The sequence below is a fragment of the Allobosea sp. genome, from assembly GCF_017308075.1.
Taxonomy (GTDB): domain Bacteria; phylum Pseudomonadota; class Alphaproteobacteria; order Rhizobiales; family Beijerinckiaceae; genus Allobosea.
Window position 1 is genome coordinate 1 of the sequence record NZ_JAFKFX010000042.1, and the last position, 17,502, is coordinate 17,502.

Below are 17,502 nucleotides of genomic sequence, written 5' to 3' on the forward strand. Positions count from 1 at the left end.
GAAATCGCGAACCGCCGCGTAGACCTCCACAGCGAACATCCTCGCCGACCCCAAAGGGGCCAGCCTATCCAGTGGACGACTTTTACACCGCCCGCGCCCGCACAAGCGCCGGCGCTTCACTGGATGGTTTTCTCACCGCCGTGCACACATTCGAGCGTCGCGAAGAAGCTCTCGCACATGGCATTGTCGTAGGCATCGCCGACCGAGCCGGTCGAGGGCCTGACGCCGGCGTCCTTGCAGCGATTGCCGAACGCCAGCGAGGTATATTGGGCGGATTCAACCGGTCGTCGCAACACCGGCATCATACTGCTGAGCGAGGAACTGATTGAGCATTTCGATCGGTGTTTTCCATCCGAGCGTTTTGCGAGGCCGCGTGTTCATCGCGTAAGCGACGGCAGCCAGCTCCCCGGTTGAGTGCCGGCTGAGATCGGTGCCTTTCGGGAAGTATTGGCGCAAAAGGCCGTTGGTGTTTTCGTTTGAGCCGCGCTGCCACGGGCTTTGCGGATCGCAGAAGTAGACTTCCAGCCCGCTCTCGATGCGGAGCCGTGCATGCTGAGCCATCTCGGCTCCCTGGTCCCAGGTCAGCGATTGACGAAGCGTCGCCGGCAGTTCGCTCATGGACTGGACGATCGCCGTGCGAACAGCTTCAGCACCGTGTCCGGCCAGTGGCGGGCCGTTCTTGACCCTCTGTCCCCGCTGATATCCCTCTTGGCGCGGCAGGTGCAGCAGCATCGTGAAGCGCGAGCTGCGTTCGACGAGCGTGCCGATCGCCGAGCTGTGCAGGCCCAGGATGAGATCACCTTCCCAATGCCCCGGTATCGCCCGGTCTTCGACCGCCGGTGGTCGTTCACTGATCATGATGGCGTCGCCCGCGCCGATGCGGGCCTGCCACGCCAGGCGTAATAGCCTGACGCGGAGACCTTGAAGACGCGGGCCATGGTCTTGATCGGGAAGATGGCCTGATGCGCGCTCATGAACCGGAAAACCCGTTCGGGTTCGCCTTGCTCTCCCGCGCGAACCAGGCCGCCGCCTTTGACAGGATATCGCGCTCCTGACGCAGGCGCTGGTTCTCGCGGCGGAGCCGGATCAACTCCTCTCGCTCGGCCGATGTGGGGCCGTCGGTTCGCTTGCCGGCATCGCGCTCGGCCTGACGGAACCAGTTCATGATGGATTGTGCTGTCGGCTCGAACTCGCGCGACAGCTCTTCAGGCGTTCGTCCTGATCGGACCAACTCGACCAGTTGCCGCCGGAACTCCGGCGGGTAGGCGCTTCGAAAACGCGGCATGGGACACTCCAGAAAATGACTTCAAGGGTGTCCACAAAACCGGGTCAACTCCAGGTCGGTTCGAATTCCAATGTCGGGGAGAACGGCATGACGGAGGAGGAACGCAGGGCGGCCGTCCTGGAGATCGATACGACGACGGGCGCGACGCAAGTCTTCGCTAGCGGCTTACGTAACCCGGTCGGCATCGACTGGAACCCAGTCACCAAGGAGCTTTGGGTCGCGGTCAACGAGCGCGATGAGATCGGCGACGACCTTGTTCCCGACTACATGACGTCGGTCAAACCCGGCGGCTTCTATGGCTGGCCCTATAGCTATTTTGGCCAGATCGTCGATAAGCGCGTCGAGCCGCAAAAGCCGGATCTCGTCGCCAAGGCGATCAAGCCTGATTACGCCCTCGGGTCGCATACGGCATCGCTCGGAATGACATTGGTCAAGAGCGAGGGGCTCGGGCCGAGGTATCTGGGGGGTGCCTTTATTGGCCAGCACGGTTCCTGGAACCGCAAGAATCCAGTTGGCTATCGCGTGATCTTCGTCCCGTTCGCCAATGGCAAGCCTTCGGGCATGCCAATCCCTGTCCTGACCGGCTTTCTGAACGACAAGGGGCAGGCTCGGGGGCGTCCCGTCGGCGTAATCGTGGATCGCCGCAATGGCCTGCTCGTCGCCGATGATGTTGGAAATGTCATTTGGCGTCTAACCGTGCCCCCGACTTGACTATCACGCCGTCCGGCGAGACCTCGATCACTCCGAAGGCGGGCAAACACGACCTCGATGAAAGGGGCCGCGCGATAAATCGCGAAACCCTGTCATTTGCTATTGCGCGTTTCTCAGGGCATCGCCATGCACCCTTGGCCGCTGGGTTTTGTCGATGCCTATCTCTCAATCGCAGTTTCTAAGATCCAACCTCATCCTGCTTGCAGGAGGGGCGCTGGTGCTGCTCGCGATTGTCTTCGCGTCCTTCTGGCTCACCCGGATTTCGGAGCGCCAGTTCGACGAGGTGGTCGCGGCGCGCGAGATCCGAAGTGCAGCCGCCGACCTGCTTTCGCTTGCCCAGGATGCCGAGACCGGCCAGCGCGGCTATCTGCTTTCGCGCGACGTTGCCTATCTTGGTCCCTATACGAACGCAGTCTCCAGGTTCGACACGACCCTCCAGCGTTTGAAGGAAACGGCCGGCGCCACTGACGTTACGCGGGCAGAGTTCAACCGTCTCGAGGGTGCGTTGCGCAGCAAGCTGGCGGAACTTGCCCAGGTCGTCACCCTGGCTGAACGGGGCGGCTGGGAGGAGGCAATCGCTGCGGTTCGGCAAGGACCTGGCCGTAATCTGATGGACGAGGCACGCGCCGGACTCAGTGCAATTGTCTCGCAATCGGAGCAACGATTGCAGCACGCCATTGCAGGGCAGGAGGCGGCGTCGGCTCGATTGCGCTGGACCATCGCGGCCGGCGCGGTTGCCCTCATCCTTTTGGCTGCAGCGGCGTTCTGGACGATTGCACACTACACGCGCGAGATCAGTGCCGCCCGAAACGAGGTCGCCGCCCTCAATCTCGGGCTCGAACAGCGGGTCCAGCAGCGGACCGAGGCTCTCACCAGGGCCAATGAAGAGATCCAGCGCTTCGCCTATATCGTGACCCACGATCTGCGAGCGCCACTCGTGAACATCATGGGCTTTACGAGCGAACTCGAAGCGACAGCAGCTCCGATCAAGGCGTATTTCGAGGCCGGTTCGTCGGCGGCCCCGGCGGCGCTGGAGGAGGCCAGCACTGCGGTCAACGTCGATCTTCCGGAAGCGATCAGCTTCATTCGCTCCTCGACGCGCAAGATGGATGGGCTGATCAACGCGATCCTGAAGATATCGAGGGAAGGCAAGCGCGTCCTGCGTGCCGAGGCGATCGATCTACCAGCGACGCTGGAAGCCGCGGCAGCGGCCGTACATCACCAGGCGACCGAGAGTTCCGAGAGCGGTGGTGGCGTAATTGTCGAGTGCCAGCCGCTCAAGATCCGCACCGATCGTCTTTCCATGGAGCAGGTGCTCGGAAACCTGCTCGACAATGCCATCAAGTATCGGTCATCGAGGCGACCGCTCAAGGTGGTCATGCGCGGCAAACGTGAGAAGTCGGGCTGGGTGGTTGTCGAGATCGAAGACAACGGCAGAGGTATTTCGCCTGCCGATCACGAACGGATTTTTGAGCTTTTTCGACGATCAGGGACGCAGGATATGCCGGGCGAGGGCATCGGTCTCGCACATGTCCGGACGATCGTTCGCAACCTCGGTGGCGATATCACCGTCAGCTCCGAGCTGGACGTCGGCACCACCTTCACCATTCTATTGCCGCCCGACCTCGGCGCGGTTCAGCGGAGTTCCACGACGTGAGCAACGGGAAGCCGGTTTCGATCGTGATGATCGAGGATGACGAAGGTCATGCTCGTCTCATCGAGAAGAATATCCGCCGCGCGGGGGTCAACAACGATATCATCCCGTTCAGGAACGGCACCGACGCGCTGAGTTTCCTGCTCGGCGAGGACGGTACGGGCGAGGCCAGCTCGGGGAGGCAGTTGCTGATCCTGCTCGACCTCAACCTGCCGGACATGGCCGGCGTCGACATCCTGGAGAGGGTCAAGGCGAATCCGCATACCAAGCGCTCGCCGGTTATCGTCCTGACGACGACTGACGACAGCCGCGAGATCCAGCGCTGCTACGATCTTGGCGCCAATGTCTACATCACCAAGCCGGTCGACTATGACGGGTTCGCGAACGCCATCCGGCAGCTGGGACTGTTCTTCTCGGTGATGCAGGTCCCGGAAACCGAATGATGCAGTCGGCGAAGACGCGGTAATGCCCAACCGCATAATCCAGGCTGTCTATATCGACGACGATGCCGCACTCGGGCGGCTCGTCCAGCGCATCCTCGGCCGCCGCGGTTACGAGGTCGAGCACGTCACGACCGCAGAATCCGGGCTCGCCCGTATTGCTGATGGCGATGTCGATGTCGTGATCCTCGATCATGACCTCGGAACGAGTTCCGGTGTCGCCGTTCTCGAAGCGCTCCGGGTACGAGAGCAAAGCCCACCGGTCGTTTACGTCACTGCCTCGACGGAACTCTCCATCGCCGTCCAGGCGCTGAAGGCGGGGGCCGTCGACTATGTCGTGAAAACGGTCGGAGATGATTTCGAAGTTCTGCTCGTTGCTGCACTGGAGCAGTCGGTCGAGCGCGCCCGGCTGATGCGGGCAAAGGAAGAAGCGGAGCGCCAGGTCCGGCAGGCAAAGGATCGGGCAGAGATGCTTCTTGCGGAGGTCAATCATCGCGTGGCCAACAGTCTGGCGCTCGTCGGCTCGCTCGTTCGGATGCAAGCGTCGGCCGTGGTCGATCCCGGTGCCAAGGCCGCTCTGGCGGAAACGCAGGCGCGGATAACCGCGATCGCGAACCTGCATCGCAGCCTCTACACATCGACGGATGTTCAGCAGGTCGATCTCGCCGCCTATCTGGAAACGCTGGTCGGCGAGTTGGGCAATTCCATCACGGCTTCAGGCCGGACGCCTACGATCAAACTTCACGCCGAGCCGGTCTCGATCAAGACCGATCGCGCCGTGTCCGTGGGCATGATCGCGACCGAGCTCGTCACAAACGCTTTGAAGTATGCCTATCCCGTTGGCGAGGGCGAAGTTCGCGTTAGTCTGTCCCGAACTCCGCCCAATCAGGTTACCCTGAGCGTTAGTGACGATGGCATCGGCTGGAACGGCAACGGGACGGCGAAAGGGAGTGGTCTCGGCAGCAAGATCATCGCTGCAATGTCGAAGAGCCTGGGTGCGCAGCTCGAGTATCACGATCGGCCGATCGGTACGCTGGCTTCGATCACGTTCGACGAGATGGCAAGCTAGCGACGGTGCCGACCTCCGCTAACGGAGCTCGCGTGCCCCATTCAGAGATTTATCGCCAGAGAGAGCGCGAGATTGAGGACCAGGGCAAGGAAGAGCCAGAATTCAACTGAAACGCCGTACCGCATCGAACAGTCCCTCGCTGGTCGCTTAGCAATTCGCAGTGAGGGCGATCGTTCCGATTTAGTTCAAATGCTGCCGACGATGGTTAACTGTCGGTTGCGCCCGGCCTCACTGCGCAACAAGCGCTTGGGATCCGCGTCTGATAGGGCGTGCAGGAACGGGAACCTAGGCGTCCTGGCGGGCAAAGAGGAAAGCGATGGATTGGATCCGCACGACCCAGAACCTCATTCCGAAGAGGGCCGATGGATAAAGAACAATATCTGCAAGGACTGGTTCGGAAGCTCGAGACCAGCTCCCCCCTTCCGTTAGAAGAGCGCGAACAGCTGCATCGCCTGCCGTTGACCCTGAAGCGTTTCGAGGGCGGCCAGGACATCGTCAGCGAAGGTGAGCGCACCAAGCAGTGCTGCCTCGTCTCGGAAGGCCTAGTCTGCCGCTACAAGATTGTCGGCGACGGACAGCGCCAGATCCTGTCTCTGCACCTTCCAGGCGACATTCCGGATATTCATTCTCTGCTCGTCGAGCAGATGGATCACAATCTGGGAACGTTAACTCCGGCGACCGTCGGCTTCATCCCGCATGAGGCGGTCAAGGCCTTGACGCGTTCCTATTACCGGATCGCCGAAGCATTCTGGCGCGAGACCCTTGTTGAGGCCTCCATCTATCGCGAGTGGATGGTCGGGATTGGCCGACGTTCTGCCCCGAGCCGTATCGCTCATCTATTTTGCGAGTTCATCACCAAGATGACCGCGATTGGACTATCTGACGGCGTCACATGCGAGCTGCCTCTCACACAGTCAGAAATTGCCGACGCGCTCGGACTGTCCACCGTCCACATGAACAAGAAACTGCGCGAAATCCGGCAGGCTGGGCTGGTTCGGGTCCGTTCAAGCCGACTGACCATTCTCGACTGGAATGGCCTGTGCGAACTGGCTGAATTCGATCCCGACTATCTGCACCTTCGACGCAGCTCCAAAATTTGAGATGGCGTCGGAACACCGGGCTGTGAATCGCATTTCACAAACATGCCCAAGTACTTCTTCCACACCCGAGACGGCGGACATGTCGAGCTGGACGACGAGGGCACTGACCTGCCCGACGATCAGGCCGCGAAGAACGCCGCCAAGGAACTCCTATCCGGGTTGAACCTCGAAAAGCTCCCGAACGGAGATCATATGGAACTAGCGGTCACCGTGAAAAACTCAGCCGGCGCGGAAGTGTATTCGGTGACCCTGAACCTTGATGGGCATTAGGGCGCCGCCCACTCGACAACCGTGTCGCTCAGTCCTTTCGGTCTGCGGCGTCGGCCCCGCGCAGGCCGATAGGCATTGCCGGCCCCTTCGTCGTGTCTCGATCTGTCTGCCGCTCGGCCTCGGAGTTCAATTCCGCTCCAATCAGCAGGATTGTCGCGGAGAGCCAGATCCACGTCAGCAAGCCGATCACCGCGCCGATCGTGCCGTAAGTCTTGTTGTAGTCGGCGAAATTGGCGACGTACCAGGAAAATGCGATCGAGCCCGCGATCCAGGAAATTGCGGCGAAGAGGGCGCCTGGGCTGACCCAGCGCCATTGAGCATCGTCGCGGCTCGGGCCAAGCCGATAGAGGATGGCGAGAGCGGCCATGAGGACAATGAATAGCACCGGCCAGCGCCCGACCGAGATCAGCCATTCGCTGAAGGTGCCGAGATAGAGATAGTCGAGAACCACGGGAATCACCGCGATCGCTCCCAGGGCCGTCAGGAGGAACAGCAGGATTCCGACGGTGAAGGCGAGCGAGATTGCATTGAGCTTGAAGAAGCCTCGCTTCTCATCTTCGCCATAGGCCACGTTCAGTGCGTCGAACAAGGCCTTCACGCCGGCATTGGCGCTCCAGATCGCAACGGCGAGACTGATGAAGAATGCCACGCCAAGCGTTGCGCCGCCGCTGCCGCGAATTCGAGCAACCTCATCGCGGAGGAAGTCGAGAGCGCCCGCCGGCAGGAAGCCATCCAACAGGGCGAAGTGGCCGGCGATGGTTCCGGGATCGGCCGCGAGGCCATAGAGCGACACGAAAGCCGTCAGTGCCGGGAAAAGTGCCAAGAGGCCATAGAAGGTCACGCCAGCAGCGACAGCCAGGACGCGGTCGCGCCCGACTTCGAAGTAAGTGCGCCGAAAAATCTCCTTCCAGCCTGGGAAAGGTATTTCGGTGGGAGCGGACGCTTGGTTTCCCTGGTCGCTTCGCGAGACCGCCTTACCGTCATAATGCCGATCGCGTGCGCTTCGGGCTCCAACACCCGTCGCCAGGAGAAATGCGAGCAGCAGGCCGAGCGAGCCAGCCAGGGCAGCCATCACGCTGGTTGAACCTCTATCGCGATCCGCCGGCACTGGATTGGTCGAGCGCTTCCGCCTGATCGACGCAATGGAGTGGGCGTTACGCCGATGCCGCTTGAAAGCACCTTGCCAGAGTGAGGTGAGATCAATCTGAGCGGCCATGCTTGCTCCTGCGCTGCTTCATTCCCAACAGCGGGAGAACCGATGGGTTCCCACCGAGCAGATCGCGCGTGGCGACACTCGTTCCAACCGCTGGCAAAGGCGGGCCTGCGGTCTCTCACCCCGTGCGCGAAGTCGTCCAGGACGCGGACTGGCGGTGGTCGTCGCTGAAGTTGGACTGAGCCGCCGCCAAGGATGCTGCCGCTCTACTGCAATGGGACGCGATCGGATCGGGCGAGGAGAGAGATAGCAGGCTGGAAAAATGCGATTGTTCGGCAGTCGTGGCCAAGATCGGACTACGCCGGTACGACAACTGTGGCAGTGCTTGGATCCGGAAGACGCTACGCTTCTGGCTCGCCGAGCGCCTCGATCTTCTCGATGACGAAGTCAAAAGACTTCGTTTCTTCCATCAACGCCATGTTGAGGTCGCCGCTTTTGAGGGCCGAAAGCAGCTTGGCCTTAAAATCGACGGCTGCCTGGGCCCCTTCATGTTTTGCGATATGTGTCATTGCGAAGGCGATGCATAGATAGAGCGTGTTCAAAACGATCTTGATCTGCTCCATGTCGGTTCCGTCGACACTTTCGGGTCCGTCCGCCATTTGCTCGGCTCCTTCCTTGGCTGCCCTCCTAACCCGCTATCGCTCTGACGGTTCCTAGGTCGGCAACGGACGACGCGGCAAAGGCTCACGCTGGTGTCCGAAATGCGGCTCGTTCAACGGGCGGTGACATCCCGTGCGCACGGCAAGATCACGCGGAATTGGGGGCGAAGCATGAAGAAGCTGTCCACCGTGATGTGCTGCCTGCTGTTGGCGGGATGTGCGGGCATTAGCAGGGGCTCCGGGCGTGGATCCTATGCAAAGCGATGGGCACAGCTATGTGCCGGTCGGAGCAGGAACCTATGATCCGCCGCCCGATGAACATCGTCCTGTCAGTACCTGCACGATGAGAGGGCAGAACGTCGTTTGCCGCTGAACACATGTCTCCGACCGGATTGGTGCTTCTCACTGTCGCGAGCTGAGCTTCCTGCCACGCAGCTCGGAAAGTACGACGACCTGTGTGCGCCCGCTATTTGCGGCTGCTGGATGGAATGCAAGGACGGTGAAACTGCTGGCCGAGCAAGCGCGCACAGTTGACCAAAGTGACCTTCAGCGCGCCGCCGGGCCGGCGGTCATCGGCAGGCGTCGAGCAGCAGCGCTGCGAGGCCGGCCCAGCAGACGCCGATAAGGCTCAGACCGTCGAGTGCAAGCGCCGTCAACCGTATGAACCGTTCGGCCTCGCAGCTTCCGCTCGTGTCGGTATTTCGGACGGTTCTGTGGGCGTGCAACAGGATCGCGGCAATCGCGAAGAAGGTCGAACCGGCAACGATCGCATCATGGGCCGCCGGCTCACTCCAGCGGCAGGCCAGCGATTCCGAGGCATAGACCGCGAGAAAATGGGCGGCCCAGATGACCGGCCCGGTCAAGGCAAAGCCGGCCCGGCGCAAGGGGGCGGTGTTGCTCATGTCTGCGCAACCAGCCGCGGGAAGCCATGGGTCAGCAGGAGCCCGAAAGCTGCCTGGCCGAGCGTGTAGAGCCAGAGGAGCATCAGGACATCGAAGACCGCCCGCCGGTTGCGGTCGAGCCGGTGGGCGAGAAGGCGTGCGACGGTGAACAGGGCCGTGACGAGGACGGCTGCTGCCATCTGCGCCTGCAGGGCGGCATTCGCGTAGACCATCGCGGTATAGCCGCTGGATTGCGGGCGAAGGCCGCTACGCCAATGGCTGGCGACATCGATGAAGAGCGCGCCGGCAAGCGCCGCTCCCCCGGCGATGAGAAGACTGGCTACGAGACCGGGGCGGGGTACATCACGACCAAGGACGAAACGGGTGCCGGCAAGAAGCGCTCCGCTGGCGCCCAGGGTCGCCAGGGACACCCATGCGCTGACTGCCGATGGCAGGTCGGTTTGCCGGGGCCATCCCTCGGGACCGACCGTCCAGAGGTAGAGGTAGCCGAACAGGTAGGAGAGATAGAGCGCCGCGGCGACCAGCAGCAGGATGATCGTCGCCCACCAGCTGTGTGAGATCGGCCCCGACGCATAGGTCGGGAGCATGATGCCGCCGCCGATATCGACATTCCCCGCCGACGGCGGATCACTGTTCCACATCCAGACCAGGATCGACGCCACGGCGAGAACGCCGCAGGTCGCTGCGAGCATCACGGCCTTGACGGTCAGCAGCAGGAAGAAGGCGGCGGTGAACAATGCGGCGCATAGATGCGCGTAGCCGGGGCGGCTGAGGCGCATGACGTATTGCGGCTCAGCCTCGATCGGCGAGGTCACGATCGTCTCGCGCGCGCCGGTCGCCGTTCCCGGCAGGTAGTATGCGCCGGCCTCCACATGTCCTGCGAGGTCGGGCTGCTGCCAGAGCGGCTCTCGACCGCGGACGCGCGGTATGCTGCGCGTGGCATAGGCGTGGTTCGGTAGCCATTCGAGCGTGCCCGCACGCCAGATGTCGCCAGCCCCGCGCTCGCCCGTCAGGCGCATGTTGCTGATGACGTCGATCAGGAAGACGAGGATGCCGGTGGCGAGGATGAAGGCGCCTATCGTCGAGACCAGGTTCAGCCCGTCCCAGCCCATCCCGGCCGGATAGGTGTAGACGCGCCGCGGCATGCCGATCAGCCCGGTCAGGTGCATCGGCAGGAAGGCGATATTGAATCCCGCGAATATCAGGCCGAAAGCCCAGCGGCCGAGCCGTTCGGACAGCGGCCGGGTACTGAAGGCCGGCGTCCAGTAGTAGATCGCGGCAAAGAGCGGGAAGACCATGCCGCCGAACAGCACATAGTGGAGATGGGCGACGACGAAATAGGTGTCGTGCGCCTGGCGATCGAACGGGACCATCGCGACCATGACCCCGGTCAGTCCTCCCAGCGTGAAGATCAGAAGGAAGCCGATCACGAAGAGCGACGCCACGGTCAGCCTGAGACGTCCGGCGGCGATCGTCGCGATCCAGGCGAAGACCTGGATGCCGCTCGGGATCGCGACTGCCATGCTCGCCGCCGAGAAGAAACCGAGCGAGCGGGCCGGGATGCCCGTGGTGAACATGTGGTGGACCCAAAGGCCGAAGGAGAAGAAGCCGACGGCGATCAGCGCCACCACGATCAGCCGGTAACCGACCAGTGGCGTGCCGGCCATGGTCGGGACGATCATCGAGACCATGCCGGCCGCCGGCAGGAAGATGATGTAGACCTCCGGATGGCCGAAGAACCAGAACAAGTGTTGCCAGAGCAGGGGATCGCCGCCGCGCTCGGCGATGAAGAAGGGCCAGTCGAAGGCGCGCTCGAGTTCGAGCAGAATCGTCGCCAGGATCACCGCCGGGAAGGCGAAGACGATCATCCCGGCGAAAATCAGCATGGTCCAGGCAAAGATCGGCATGCGTGCGAGCGTCATGCCGGGAGCACGAGTACGCAGCACGCCGACGATGATCTCGATCGCGCCCGCTATGGCCGAGATTTCGATAAAGCCGATTCCCAACAGCCACCAATCGGCGCCGACGCCGGGTGAGAAGCGGGCTCCGGTCAGCGGCGGGTACATGAACCAGCCGCCCGAGGGAGCGACCCCGAAGAACAGCGTGCAGAAGAACACCGACCCGCCGACGAAATAGGCCCAGAAGGCGAAGGCGCCGAGCCGCGGAAACGGCAGATCGCGGGCGCCGAGCATTTGCGGCAGCAGCAGGATGCCGACTGCCTCGACGGCAGGTACGGCGAACAGGAACATCATCACCGTGCCGTGCATGGTGAAAATCTGGTTGTAGGTCTCCTGAGAGAGGAAGTCGTTCCCGGGCGCCGCGAGCTGGAGGCGGATGAGCAGACCGAGCACGCCGGCGAGCAGAAAGAACAGGAACGCGGCGGCGATGTAGAAGTAGCCGATTATGGTGTTGTTGACTTCGCTGACGATGCGCCAGCCGCGCGGCCCCTTCCAGACCGCTTCCAATCTTTCGAGCTCGCCCTCCGGCCGCGGCAAGGTCGAGGGCAGCTCGGCCGCGGTTGCCGGGCCCATTTGCGGGCCGGCACTCATCGCAGGCTTCCGAGGTAGGCGGTCAAGGCGTCCATCTCCTCGCTCGTGAAGATCGCGAACGGCGGCATCAGCGCACCCGGCTTCGCGACCTGCGGATCGGTCATGAAGCCTGCAAGGTTCTCGGCGGTGTTGCGCAGGGTCGCGGCGGCGAGGAAGCGCCGGCCGCCGACCCGGCTGAGATCGGGGCCGACCATGCCTGCGGCCTGGGTGCCGCGAACCGCATGGCAGGCTCCGCAGCCGGTCGAGAGGAAGAGCTTTTCTCCCGCAGCGACCTTGGGTTCGGCCGGTTCGTTTCGAGCATCAGCAGCAGCCAGCCATGCCTGAAATTCGGCCTCTGGCACGGCGACGATCTCCAGGGCCATCAGTGCATGCGGTCCGCCGCAGTATTCGGCGCATTGGCCGCGATAGATGCCGGGCCGCTCGGCTTTCAGGCGAAGCGTGTTGGTCCGGCCGGGGATCATGTCGAGCTTGCCGCCGAGGCTCGGCACCCAGAAGGAATGGATCACATCGTTGGAGCGCAGCGCGAAATCGATCTCGCGGCCGACCGGAATCCTGATCTCGTTCGCCTCGCGAACGGGCGCGGCGCCGTCGCGCTGATAGTGGACGCGCCACCACCATTGTTCGCCGGTCACCGCGATACGAAGCGCCGGCGTCGTCTGCGCCGCTATGGTCTCGCGCATCAGCCAGAGGCCGTAGCCGAGCAACAGGGTCAGCACGACCGATGGAAAGACGATGCCGCCCCATCTGATCGCGCCTTCGCTGCCGATGACACGCCGCACGGGCTCCGCACCACGGATCGCTAGCGCCAGGGCGGCGATCACGATCAGCAGGATCGCCGTTGCCCCCACGAACAGGATCCAGCTCAGCAAAGCGATGCGCTCGGCCTCATCGCCGGCAGGAGAGAGGGCTGACTGCGGCGCCCAGCCGGGGAGGGCGGCCAGGATGAGGATCGCCGCCAGTCTGCGTCCGCGCACTGTCATCGGGGGGCCTCGCGGGGCGCAGCGAGGCTTGCGAAATAGGCTGCCAGATCACGCGACTGCGCCTCGCTGAGCCGGCGCGCGATCGGCGCCATGATCCGGCCCGTTGCACTGCGATCGTTGAGACCCTTTCGCCAGACCGCAAGCTGCCCTTCGAGGTAACGCGCCGGTTGGCCGGCGAGGTGGGGGTAGCCGGGAGCAGCGCTTTGCCCGTGGCAGCCGAGGCAGGACGGCACGCCATGCGAGGGGACGCCGTCGCGCGCAATCGCCTCACCGCGTGCCGCCGCGGCTTGATCGCTTGTCTCGATGCTGGCTGGCGGGCGGGGCAATGAGGCGTAGTAGGCCGCGAGGTGCCTGACCGTGCTGTCCGGCAGGCCGATGGCTGCTGTCTGCATCACGCCGCTGTCGCGCTCGCCCTTGGCATAGGCGCGCAGAGCGTTTTCGAGCATGGCGGCGGGTTGACCGTGCAGGATCGGCACAAGCCGGCTCGGCGGTCCCTGCCGCGCGCCGTGGCAACGGGCACAGGCGCCGATCGCATCCGGCTCGCTCTGCCCCGTGGCGACGTCCATGCCGCGCTGCGGCTCGGGTTCCACCTCGCCGAGCGCGAGGGCGCGATAGCCAGGGCGGTCCAGGCTCGGCAAGCGGCGCAGGAAGGCGATGACGGCCCAGATCTCGTCGTCGCGGTGCAGCGAGGGAAAGCCCGGCATGCCGGCATATTTCAGCCCGTGCTTGACGATCCAGAAAAGCTCTCCGTCGCTCCAACGGCCGACCCTTTCGGTGAGAATCGGTGGCGGCGGCAGCATGCTCGCGGCGACCGGACTGATCGGCGTCCCCGGTGAGCCATGGCAGTAGGCGCAGCCGGCATGGAAATGACCGGCGCCCAGGCGCACAAGGCTCTCGTCGATACCGGGCGGAAGGCTTGTCGAAGGAGCGCGCGCCCGAACCGAATTCTCCATGCCGAAGCGCAGGAAGTGGTCGACGACGCGGAAATGGCCGGTGCTCGCCGCGACATTGTAGACGCCGCTCCAGGCGAACAGCACGGCACCGGCCAATACCAACACCAGGGCCGAAATGGCCGCGACCAAAACGCGGGACGGCGCCGCAAGAAGCCACGCCGCTGTCCGCCTAGCGTGCGCGAGCGGTTGCATCGTCGGATCTGGGATTGTCGTCGAGGCGACCAAGCAGCCTGGCAGCGAGCGCCACGCCCGTGACGAGATAACTCAGCGGACAGGCGGTGATCATCAGCAGGCCGGCGAGGTGCTGGTCGGCGATCGTCGAGGGCCCGGTCGCGCAAAGCGAGAGGGCAAGCCCCGGCAGTTCGTAGAGATCGCGCGGGGCAAAAACCATCAGTGCCCCCAGCAGGCAGGCAAGCTTGCCTGTCAGCAGCAAGGCGGCGAGGGCTCGCCAATCGGCAGCCGCGATCACGGCCGACCAGAACCAGATGGCTGTGGCGCCCAGCGCTGCGATGAGAGCGAATTGCGCGAGCCCCGAACTCGCCGCCAGCTGCTGAATCATCGGGGCGTGCCACGCCCAAAGGGCAACTATTTGCGCAAGGCCTGCGGGAAGGATCGAGGTGCTGGCGTCGAAGCGATGGCGGAGCAGGACTGCGATGACGGGGGCGACGATGTTCATCAACCCGAGATGCAGCATCATCTGCACGGATAGCGGACCGGGTTCGACCAGTGGCAGCGTCACCCCTCCGGCGACGAGCAATGCAGACGCCCCGGCCAGGACCGGAACGGTGCTCGAGCTTGGCCGATGGACGTGATGCAAGCGCTCTCCCCCCGGTATGACAACCGGTGGATGCGGTCTGGGTTCCCCGCCAATCGCTCAAAGAGGGCGCCGGCCGACTCCCTACTACGCGGTGGCGCACAGCCTTGGCGCGGCGATTATCATTCCTACCGGACCGCGTAGTGAAGGATCACCCAGGCCAGCCCGGCCAACAGAAGTCCCCCGATCAGAACAGCCAAAACGGGTCTGCCGAGGAAGCCTTGCCGGCTTTCAACGGGCGTCGCCACAGCAGGGTCTTCGCTGGAATGGTCGTCGGCGCGCATGGGTGCCACCACTGAACCGCCGGGAAACTCGCTCTGCCTCTCGGCGCGGGCGGTCGCCTGCTTGATGTCGCTGTCGTTTGCATTGCTCATTGCACCACACCTCGATCAGGCCGCGCGTTTAGCCGTCGCAACCGATAGGGAGACCGTTGGGCTGCACGATTGTTCCACACGATGCTCTAGGCAGCACGCACACTGGCTCGTCGACTATCGGCGTTGCTTCTGACGGCGGTTCTGACGAAGTGCTGCCTGTTCTGACGCATCAAGGGGCAGGGAACATCAGACACCGCGACGCGTTCTCCGCGTGCCGACGACAGGAGCCTTGTCCGCTGGCCGAGTGAGCCGCGGAGGTTCATGGCAACTGGGTTGCGGGTTTGAGTCTCGCGTGGGAGACACTGCCATGGACGAATCCCGCGTCCGAGCGATCGCTAGGGCTCTTTGCCGATCCGCACGCGTCGATCCAGACTCCCTACTTTCAACCGATGCGGCGTGTTCGTTGCCCGAGCCGTGCGTTTCGCCAATTGCGTCCACACCCGCTTGGGAACGCTTCCGCGCAGCAGCTCAAAAATACTGCGAAACGGCCACTGTCCAAACCGAGGTTTTGCCGGCACGATCCGCTTCCAGGTGCACGATGGCGGGATAGCCGCTGAGGTACGATCCGGTTACAAGCTGTGGCGCGCTAAGAGGCCGAGGGTGCGGTTCTCATTTCCTCACAGTCACGCCTTCCCTGGCGCCCGTGTCATCGTTGCCGACGACGGTCTGGCCGAAGGAGAATGCCTGGTCGAGTTTGGGGATGGAGGTATGGTCCTTGCCTCGTTTCGAAGATGCGGTGGCGCGCTCCTTCTGAAAGTGCCGACCTATCGGACCGTCAGAGGCTCCGAAGTCGGAACGCGGCAATGGCTGATCGAGCTCCTGAACGGCGAGAGCTGGCGGGCGAGAGAGGCATAGCCGCGCTCTAAGCGGAACAATGCCTCCCGCCTGAACGGGCTCAGACGAGTGGGAGAGCAATCAGGGTCCCCAACCCCACCACGATAGCCGCCCTAATCCAGGCGCCACGAACGTCGGATGAAATAACGCGCCGCAACATGCCACATATCTCCGCCCTCCCTAGGCTGGGGAGGCCGAGGCATCGAGTCAAGTTGGATCAATCTTGTCGGCAACCGCGTCCTTTTTCTCCTGTGGTAGAAGCGTCATGGCCAGGATGAACAAGGCGAGCAGGAAGCAGACACTGTTTGTGAGGATCAGGGGCCACTCTCCGAGCCCAACTCCATACATGGTCCAGAGCAAGAAGCCTGAAACGGTGAAGCCATACGTCGTTGGAGAAATCGAGCTGGTATCTCTGCTCCTGACGATGCGCCAGGCTTGTGGAACGAAACTGATCATTGAGCACATGGCGGCTAGCGCGCCAGCGACAGTGATCCAGTTCACGGACAAGCTCCCCCAGTAAATCGGCGGCCGTGCTGGCCTCACGCGGAGAACGACCGACCTAATCTACGGTTCCGTCGTTGGGTAGTTCATCGCACCAACGAGTTTCGTAAGGCATGAGGCGCTCATCATTGACGCCACATGCAGGACGAGTTCGTAGCGCGCAGCCGATCACTCCACGAACCGAACGAGCGTCCTGGGCTTGACCATCTGCGCCAATTCCTCGGCATCCCAATTCGTCAGCCGGATGCAGCCATGGGAAGATGCCTTGCTGATCCGCGACGGCTCGGGGGTGCCATGAATGCCGAAAGTGGGCTTCGAGAGTTCGATCCAGATCGTTCCAACGGGGTTGTTGGGTCCCTTTGGCAAAACCAGCCGGCGCTTGTTCTTCCCCTGCTGGAAATTTTTGCCCGGATCGTAATGGTATGTGGGGTTCTTCACCACGCGAACCACCTGATGCTCGCCTTCCGGCGATGGCGTATCTTCGCTGCCTATGGTCGCCGGGTAGCTAGCTATGACCTTTCCAGTAGCATCCAGAGCACTCAGCGTGCCGCGGGTCTTATCAGCCTGGATCAGCGTGACTTCATCGGTCGGTCGTGTGCGGTCGGACGCAACAACATAAAGGGTTTCGCCGCGGCGCCGAAGGCGTGCGTCCGGGCTAAGCGCGATAAATAGCTTCTCGCTCATGTGAAATCGTTCGGCGAACATTTCGACCGGCTTTTTGTAGGCAAGTCGCTTCATACGGGCCTGACGGGCGTAATCGTGCGGTATTCGTCTGACGTAGCTGTACCGTGCATCCTCCTTGGTGATGCTGTATTCGGTGATGATGTCGCTGCTGCTTGCTTCAAGCAGAGCCTGCCATGTTGCAGCGTCGATAACGTCGCCACTGCCGAGATTCGCACGGCTTCGGAAGTTCGCGACCGCTTTCCGATAATTCTCGCCATCGATGCCGTCGATCTCGCCAGGTGAGATGCCTTGGCGCGCCAACAGCACCTGCGCTTTCACAATCGATGATGTGGGTCGGGTCACCTTGCTCCGTCCTGGAACGGGAGGCCCGGCCTTGTTGATCTCATCCAAGGTAAGGGCTTCGGCACTTCCGATCGCAAGCGCCAGGCAGTACATCCAGGCCGCTTGGCGTTTTAGAGTATTGAGGATGCGCATAAGAAGGGACCGTTGCTGCGAAAATATCTGTCGCTAACGCTGCGCCGCAGCTGACAGTTCCCTCCTACTCATTGCTGGAGCTAGCGAGATTTCAGA

The 17,502-nt window shown here is 62.8% G+C and carries 16 protein-coding genes and 3 pseudogenes; 6 read left to right on the top strand and 13 right to left on the bottom strand.

Annotation, left to right across the window (positions count from 1 at the left end):
- Positions 1 to 146: 146 nt before the first annotated feature.
- From J0J10_RS21735 to J0J10_RS21745, 3 genes and pseudogenes are all read right to left on the bottom strand, one after another.
- A pseudogene (locus J0J10_RS21735) lies at positions 147 to 272 on the bottom strand (IS3-like element ISMxa1 family transposase); the annotation flags it as partial.
- 4 nt (positions 273 to 276) lie between these two features.
- A pseudogene (locus tag J0J10_RS21740) lies at positions 277 to 861 on the bottom strand (IS30 family transposase); the annotation flags it as partial.
- Positions 862 to 970: 109 nt separating this feature from the next.
- Entirely contained in the window at positions 971 to 1,285 is a 315-nt protein-coding gene (locus J0J10_RS21745; RefSeq protein ID WP_291649098.1) for a transposase, read from the bottom strand.
- A 51-nt stretch (positions 1,286 to 1,336) separates the two neighbouring features.
- Here J0J10_RS21745 and J0J10_RS21750 point away from each other — a divergent pair.
- From J0J10_RS21750 to J0J10_RS21775, 6 genes and pseudogenes are all read left to right on the top strand, one after another.
- Positions 1,337 to 1,996, top strand: a pseudogene (locus tag J0J10_RS21750) (PQQ-dependent sugar dehydrogenase); the annotation flags it as partial.
- A 217-nt stretch (positions 1,997 to 2,213) separates the two neighbouring features.
- Entirely contained in the window at positions 2,214 to 3,653 is a 1,440-nt protein-coding gene (locus J0J10_RS21755; RefSeq protein ID WP_291649101.1) for a sensor histidine kinase, read from the top strand.
- Between the two features lie 26 nt (positions 3,654 to 3,679).
- The gene (locus tag J0J10_RS21760) at positions 3,680 to 4,093 is read left to right on the top strand and encodes a response regulator (protein ID WP_291649246.1); all 414 of its coding nucleotides are present in this window, start codon (positions 3,680 to 3,682) and stop codon (positions 4,091 to 4,093) included.
- 22 nt (positions 4,094 to 4,115) lie between these two features.
- Positions 4,116 to 5,159 (top strand): sensor histidine kinase, encoded by a 1,044-nt coding sequence (locus J0J10_RS21765; protein WP_291649103.1) that lies wholly within the window; start codon positions 4,116 to 4,118, stop codon positions 5,157 to 5,159.
- A gap of 362 nt (positions 5,160 to 5,521) precedes the next feature.
- Positions 5,522 to 6,259 carry a Crp/Fnr family transcriptional regulator gene (locus J0J10_RS21770; RefSeq protein ID WP_291649105.1) on the top strand — a complete coding sequence of 246 codons (738 nt, stop codon included), beginning with the start codon at positions 5,522 to 5,524 and terminating at the stop codon, positions 6,257 to 6,259.
- Between the two features lie 42 nt (positions 6,260 to 6,301).
- A complete protein-coding gene (locus J0J10_RS21775; RefSeq protein ID WP_291649107.1) occupies positions 6,302 to 6,529 on the top strand; it encodes a DUF6894 family protein in 228 nt (75 codons plus the stop codon).
- Positions 6,530 to 6,557: 28 nt separating this feature from the next.
- Here the strand turns inward: J0J10_RS21775 and J0J10_RS21780 are convergent, their stop codons facing one another.
- The 10 genes from J0J10_RS21780 to J0J10_RS21825 form a co-directional block, all read right to left on the bottom strand.
- A complete protein-coding gene (locus tag J0J10_RS21780; protein WP_291649109.1) occupies positions 6,558 to 7,745 on the bottom strand; it encodes a YihY/virulence factor BrkB family protein in 1,188 nt (395 codons plus the stop codon).
- Between the two features lie 338 nt (positions 7,746 to 8,083).
- Positions 8,084 to 8,341 (bottom strand): hypothetical protein, encoded by a 258-nt coding sequence (locus J0J10_RS21785; protein ID WP_291649111.1) that lies wholly within the window; start codon positions 8,339 to 8,341, stop codon positions 8,084 to 8,086.
- A gap of 569 nt (positions 8,342 to 8,910) precedes the next feature.
- On the bottom strand, positions 8,911 to 9,204 hold the full coding sequence (locus J0J10_RS21790) for a hypothetical protein (protein WP_291649113.1): 294 nt from the start codon (positions 9,202 to 9,204) through the stop codon (positions 8,911 to 8,913).
- 35 nt (positions 9,205 to 9,239) lie between these two features.
- Complete coding sequence (gene ctaD, locus J0J10_RS21795) at positions 9,240 to 11,792, bottom strand: cytochrome c oxidase subunit I (RefSeq protein ID WP_291649115.1); 2,553 nt, start codon at positions 11,790 to 11,792, stop codon at positions 9,240 to 9,242.
- Complete coding sequence (gene coxB / locus J0J10_RS21800) at positions 11,789 to 12,772, bottom strand: cytochrome c oxidase subunit II (RefSeq protein ID WP_291649117.1); 984 nt, start codon at positions 12,770 to 12,772, stop codon at positions 11,789 to 11,791. The genes ctaD and coxB overlap by 4 nt, the downstream gene beginning before the upstream one ends.
- Positions 12,769 to 13,917, bottom strand: coding sequence for a c-type cytochrome (locus J0J10_RS21805; RefSeq protein WP_291649119.1), 1,149 nt, complete (start codon positions 13,915 to 13,917; stop codon positions 12,769 to 12,771). Before J0J10_RS21805 ends, coxB begins: the two co-directional genes overlap by 4 nt.
- Entirely contained in the window at positions 13,895 to 14,542 is a 648-nt protein-coding gene (locus J0J10_RS21810; RefSeq protein WP_291649120.1) for a cytochrome c oxidase assembly protein, read from the bottom strand. Before J0J10_RS21810 ends, J0J10_RS21805 begins: the two co-directional genes overlap by 23 nt.
- 125 nt (positions 14,543 to 14,667) lie before the next feature.
- Positions 14,668 to 14,913 (bottom strand): hypothetical protein, encoded by a 246-nt coding sequence (locus tag J0J10_RS21815; protein WP_291649121.1) that lies wholly within the window; start codon positions 14,911 to 14,913, stop codon positions 14,668 to 14,670.
- A 1,041-nt stretch (positions 14,914 to 15,954) separates the two neighbouring features.
- On the bottom strand, positions 15,955 to 16,248 hold the full coding sequence (locus J0J10_RS21820) for a SemiSWEET family sugar transporter (RefSeq protein WP_291649123.1): 294 nt from the start codon (positions 16,246 to 16,248) through the stop codon (positions 15,955 to 15,957).
- 168 nt (positions 16,249 to 16,416) lie between these two features.
- The gene (locus tag J0J10_RS21825; protein ID WP_291649125.1) at positions 16,417 to 17,406 is read right to left on the bottom strand and encodes a L,D-transpeptidase family protein; all 990 of its coding nucleotides are present in this window, start codon (positions 17,404 to 17,406) and stop codon (positions 16,417 to 16,419) included.
- Positions 17,407 to 17,502 lie beyond the last annotated feature (96 nt).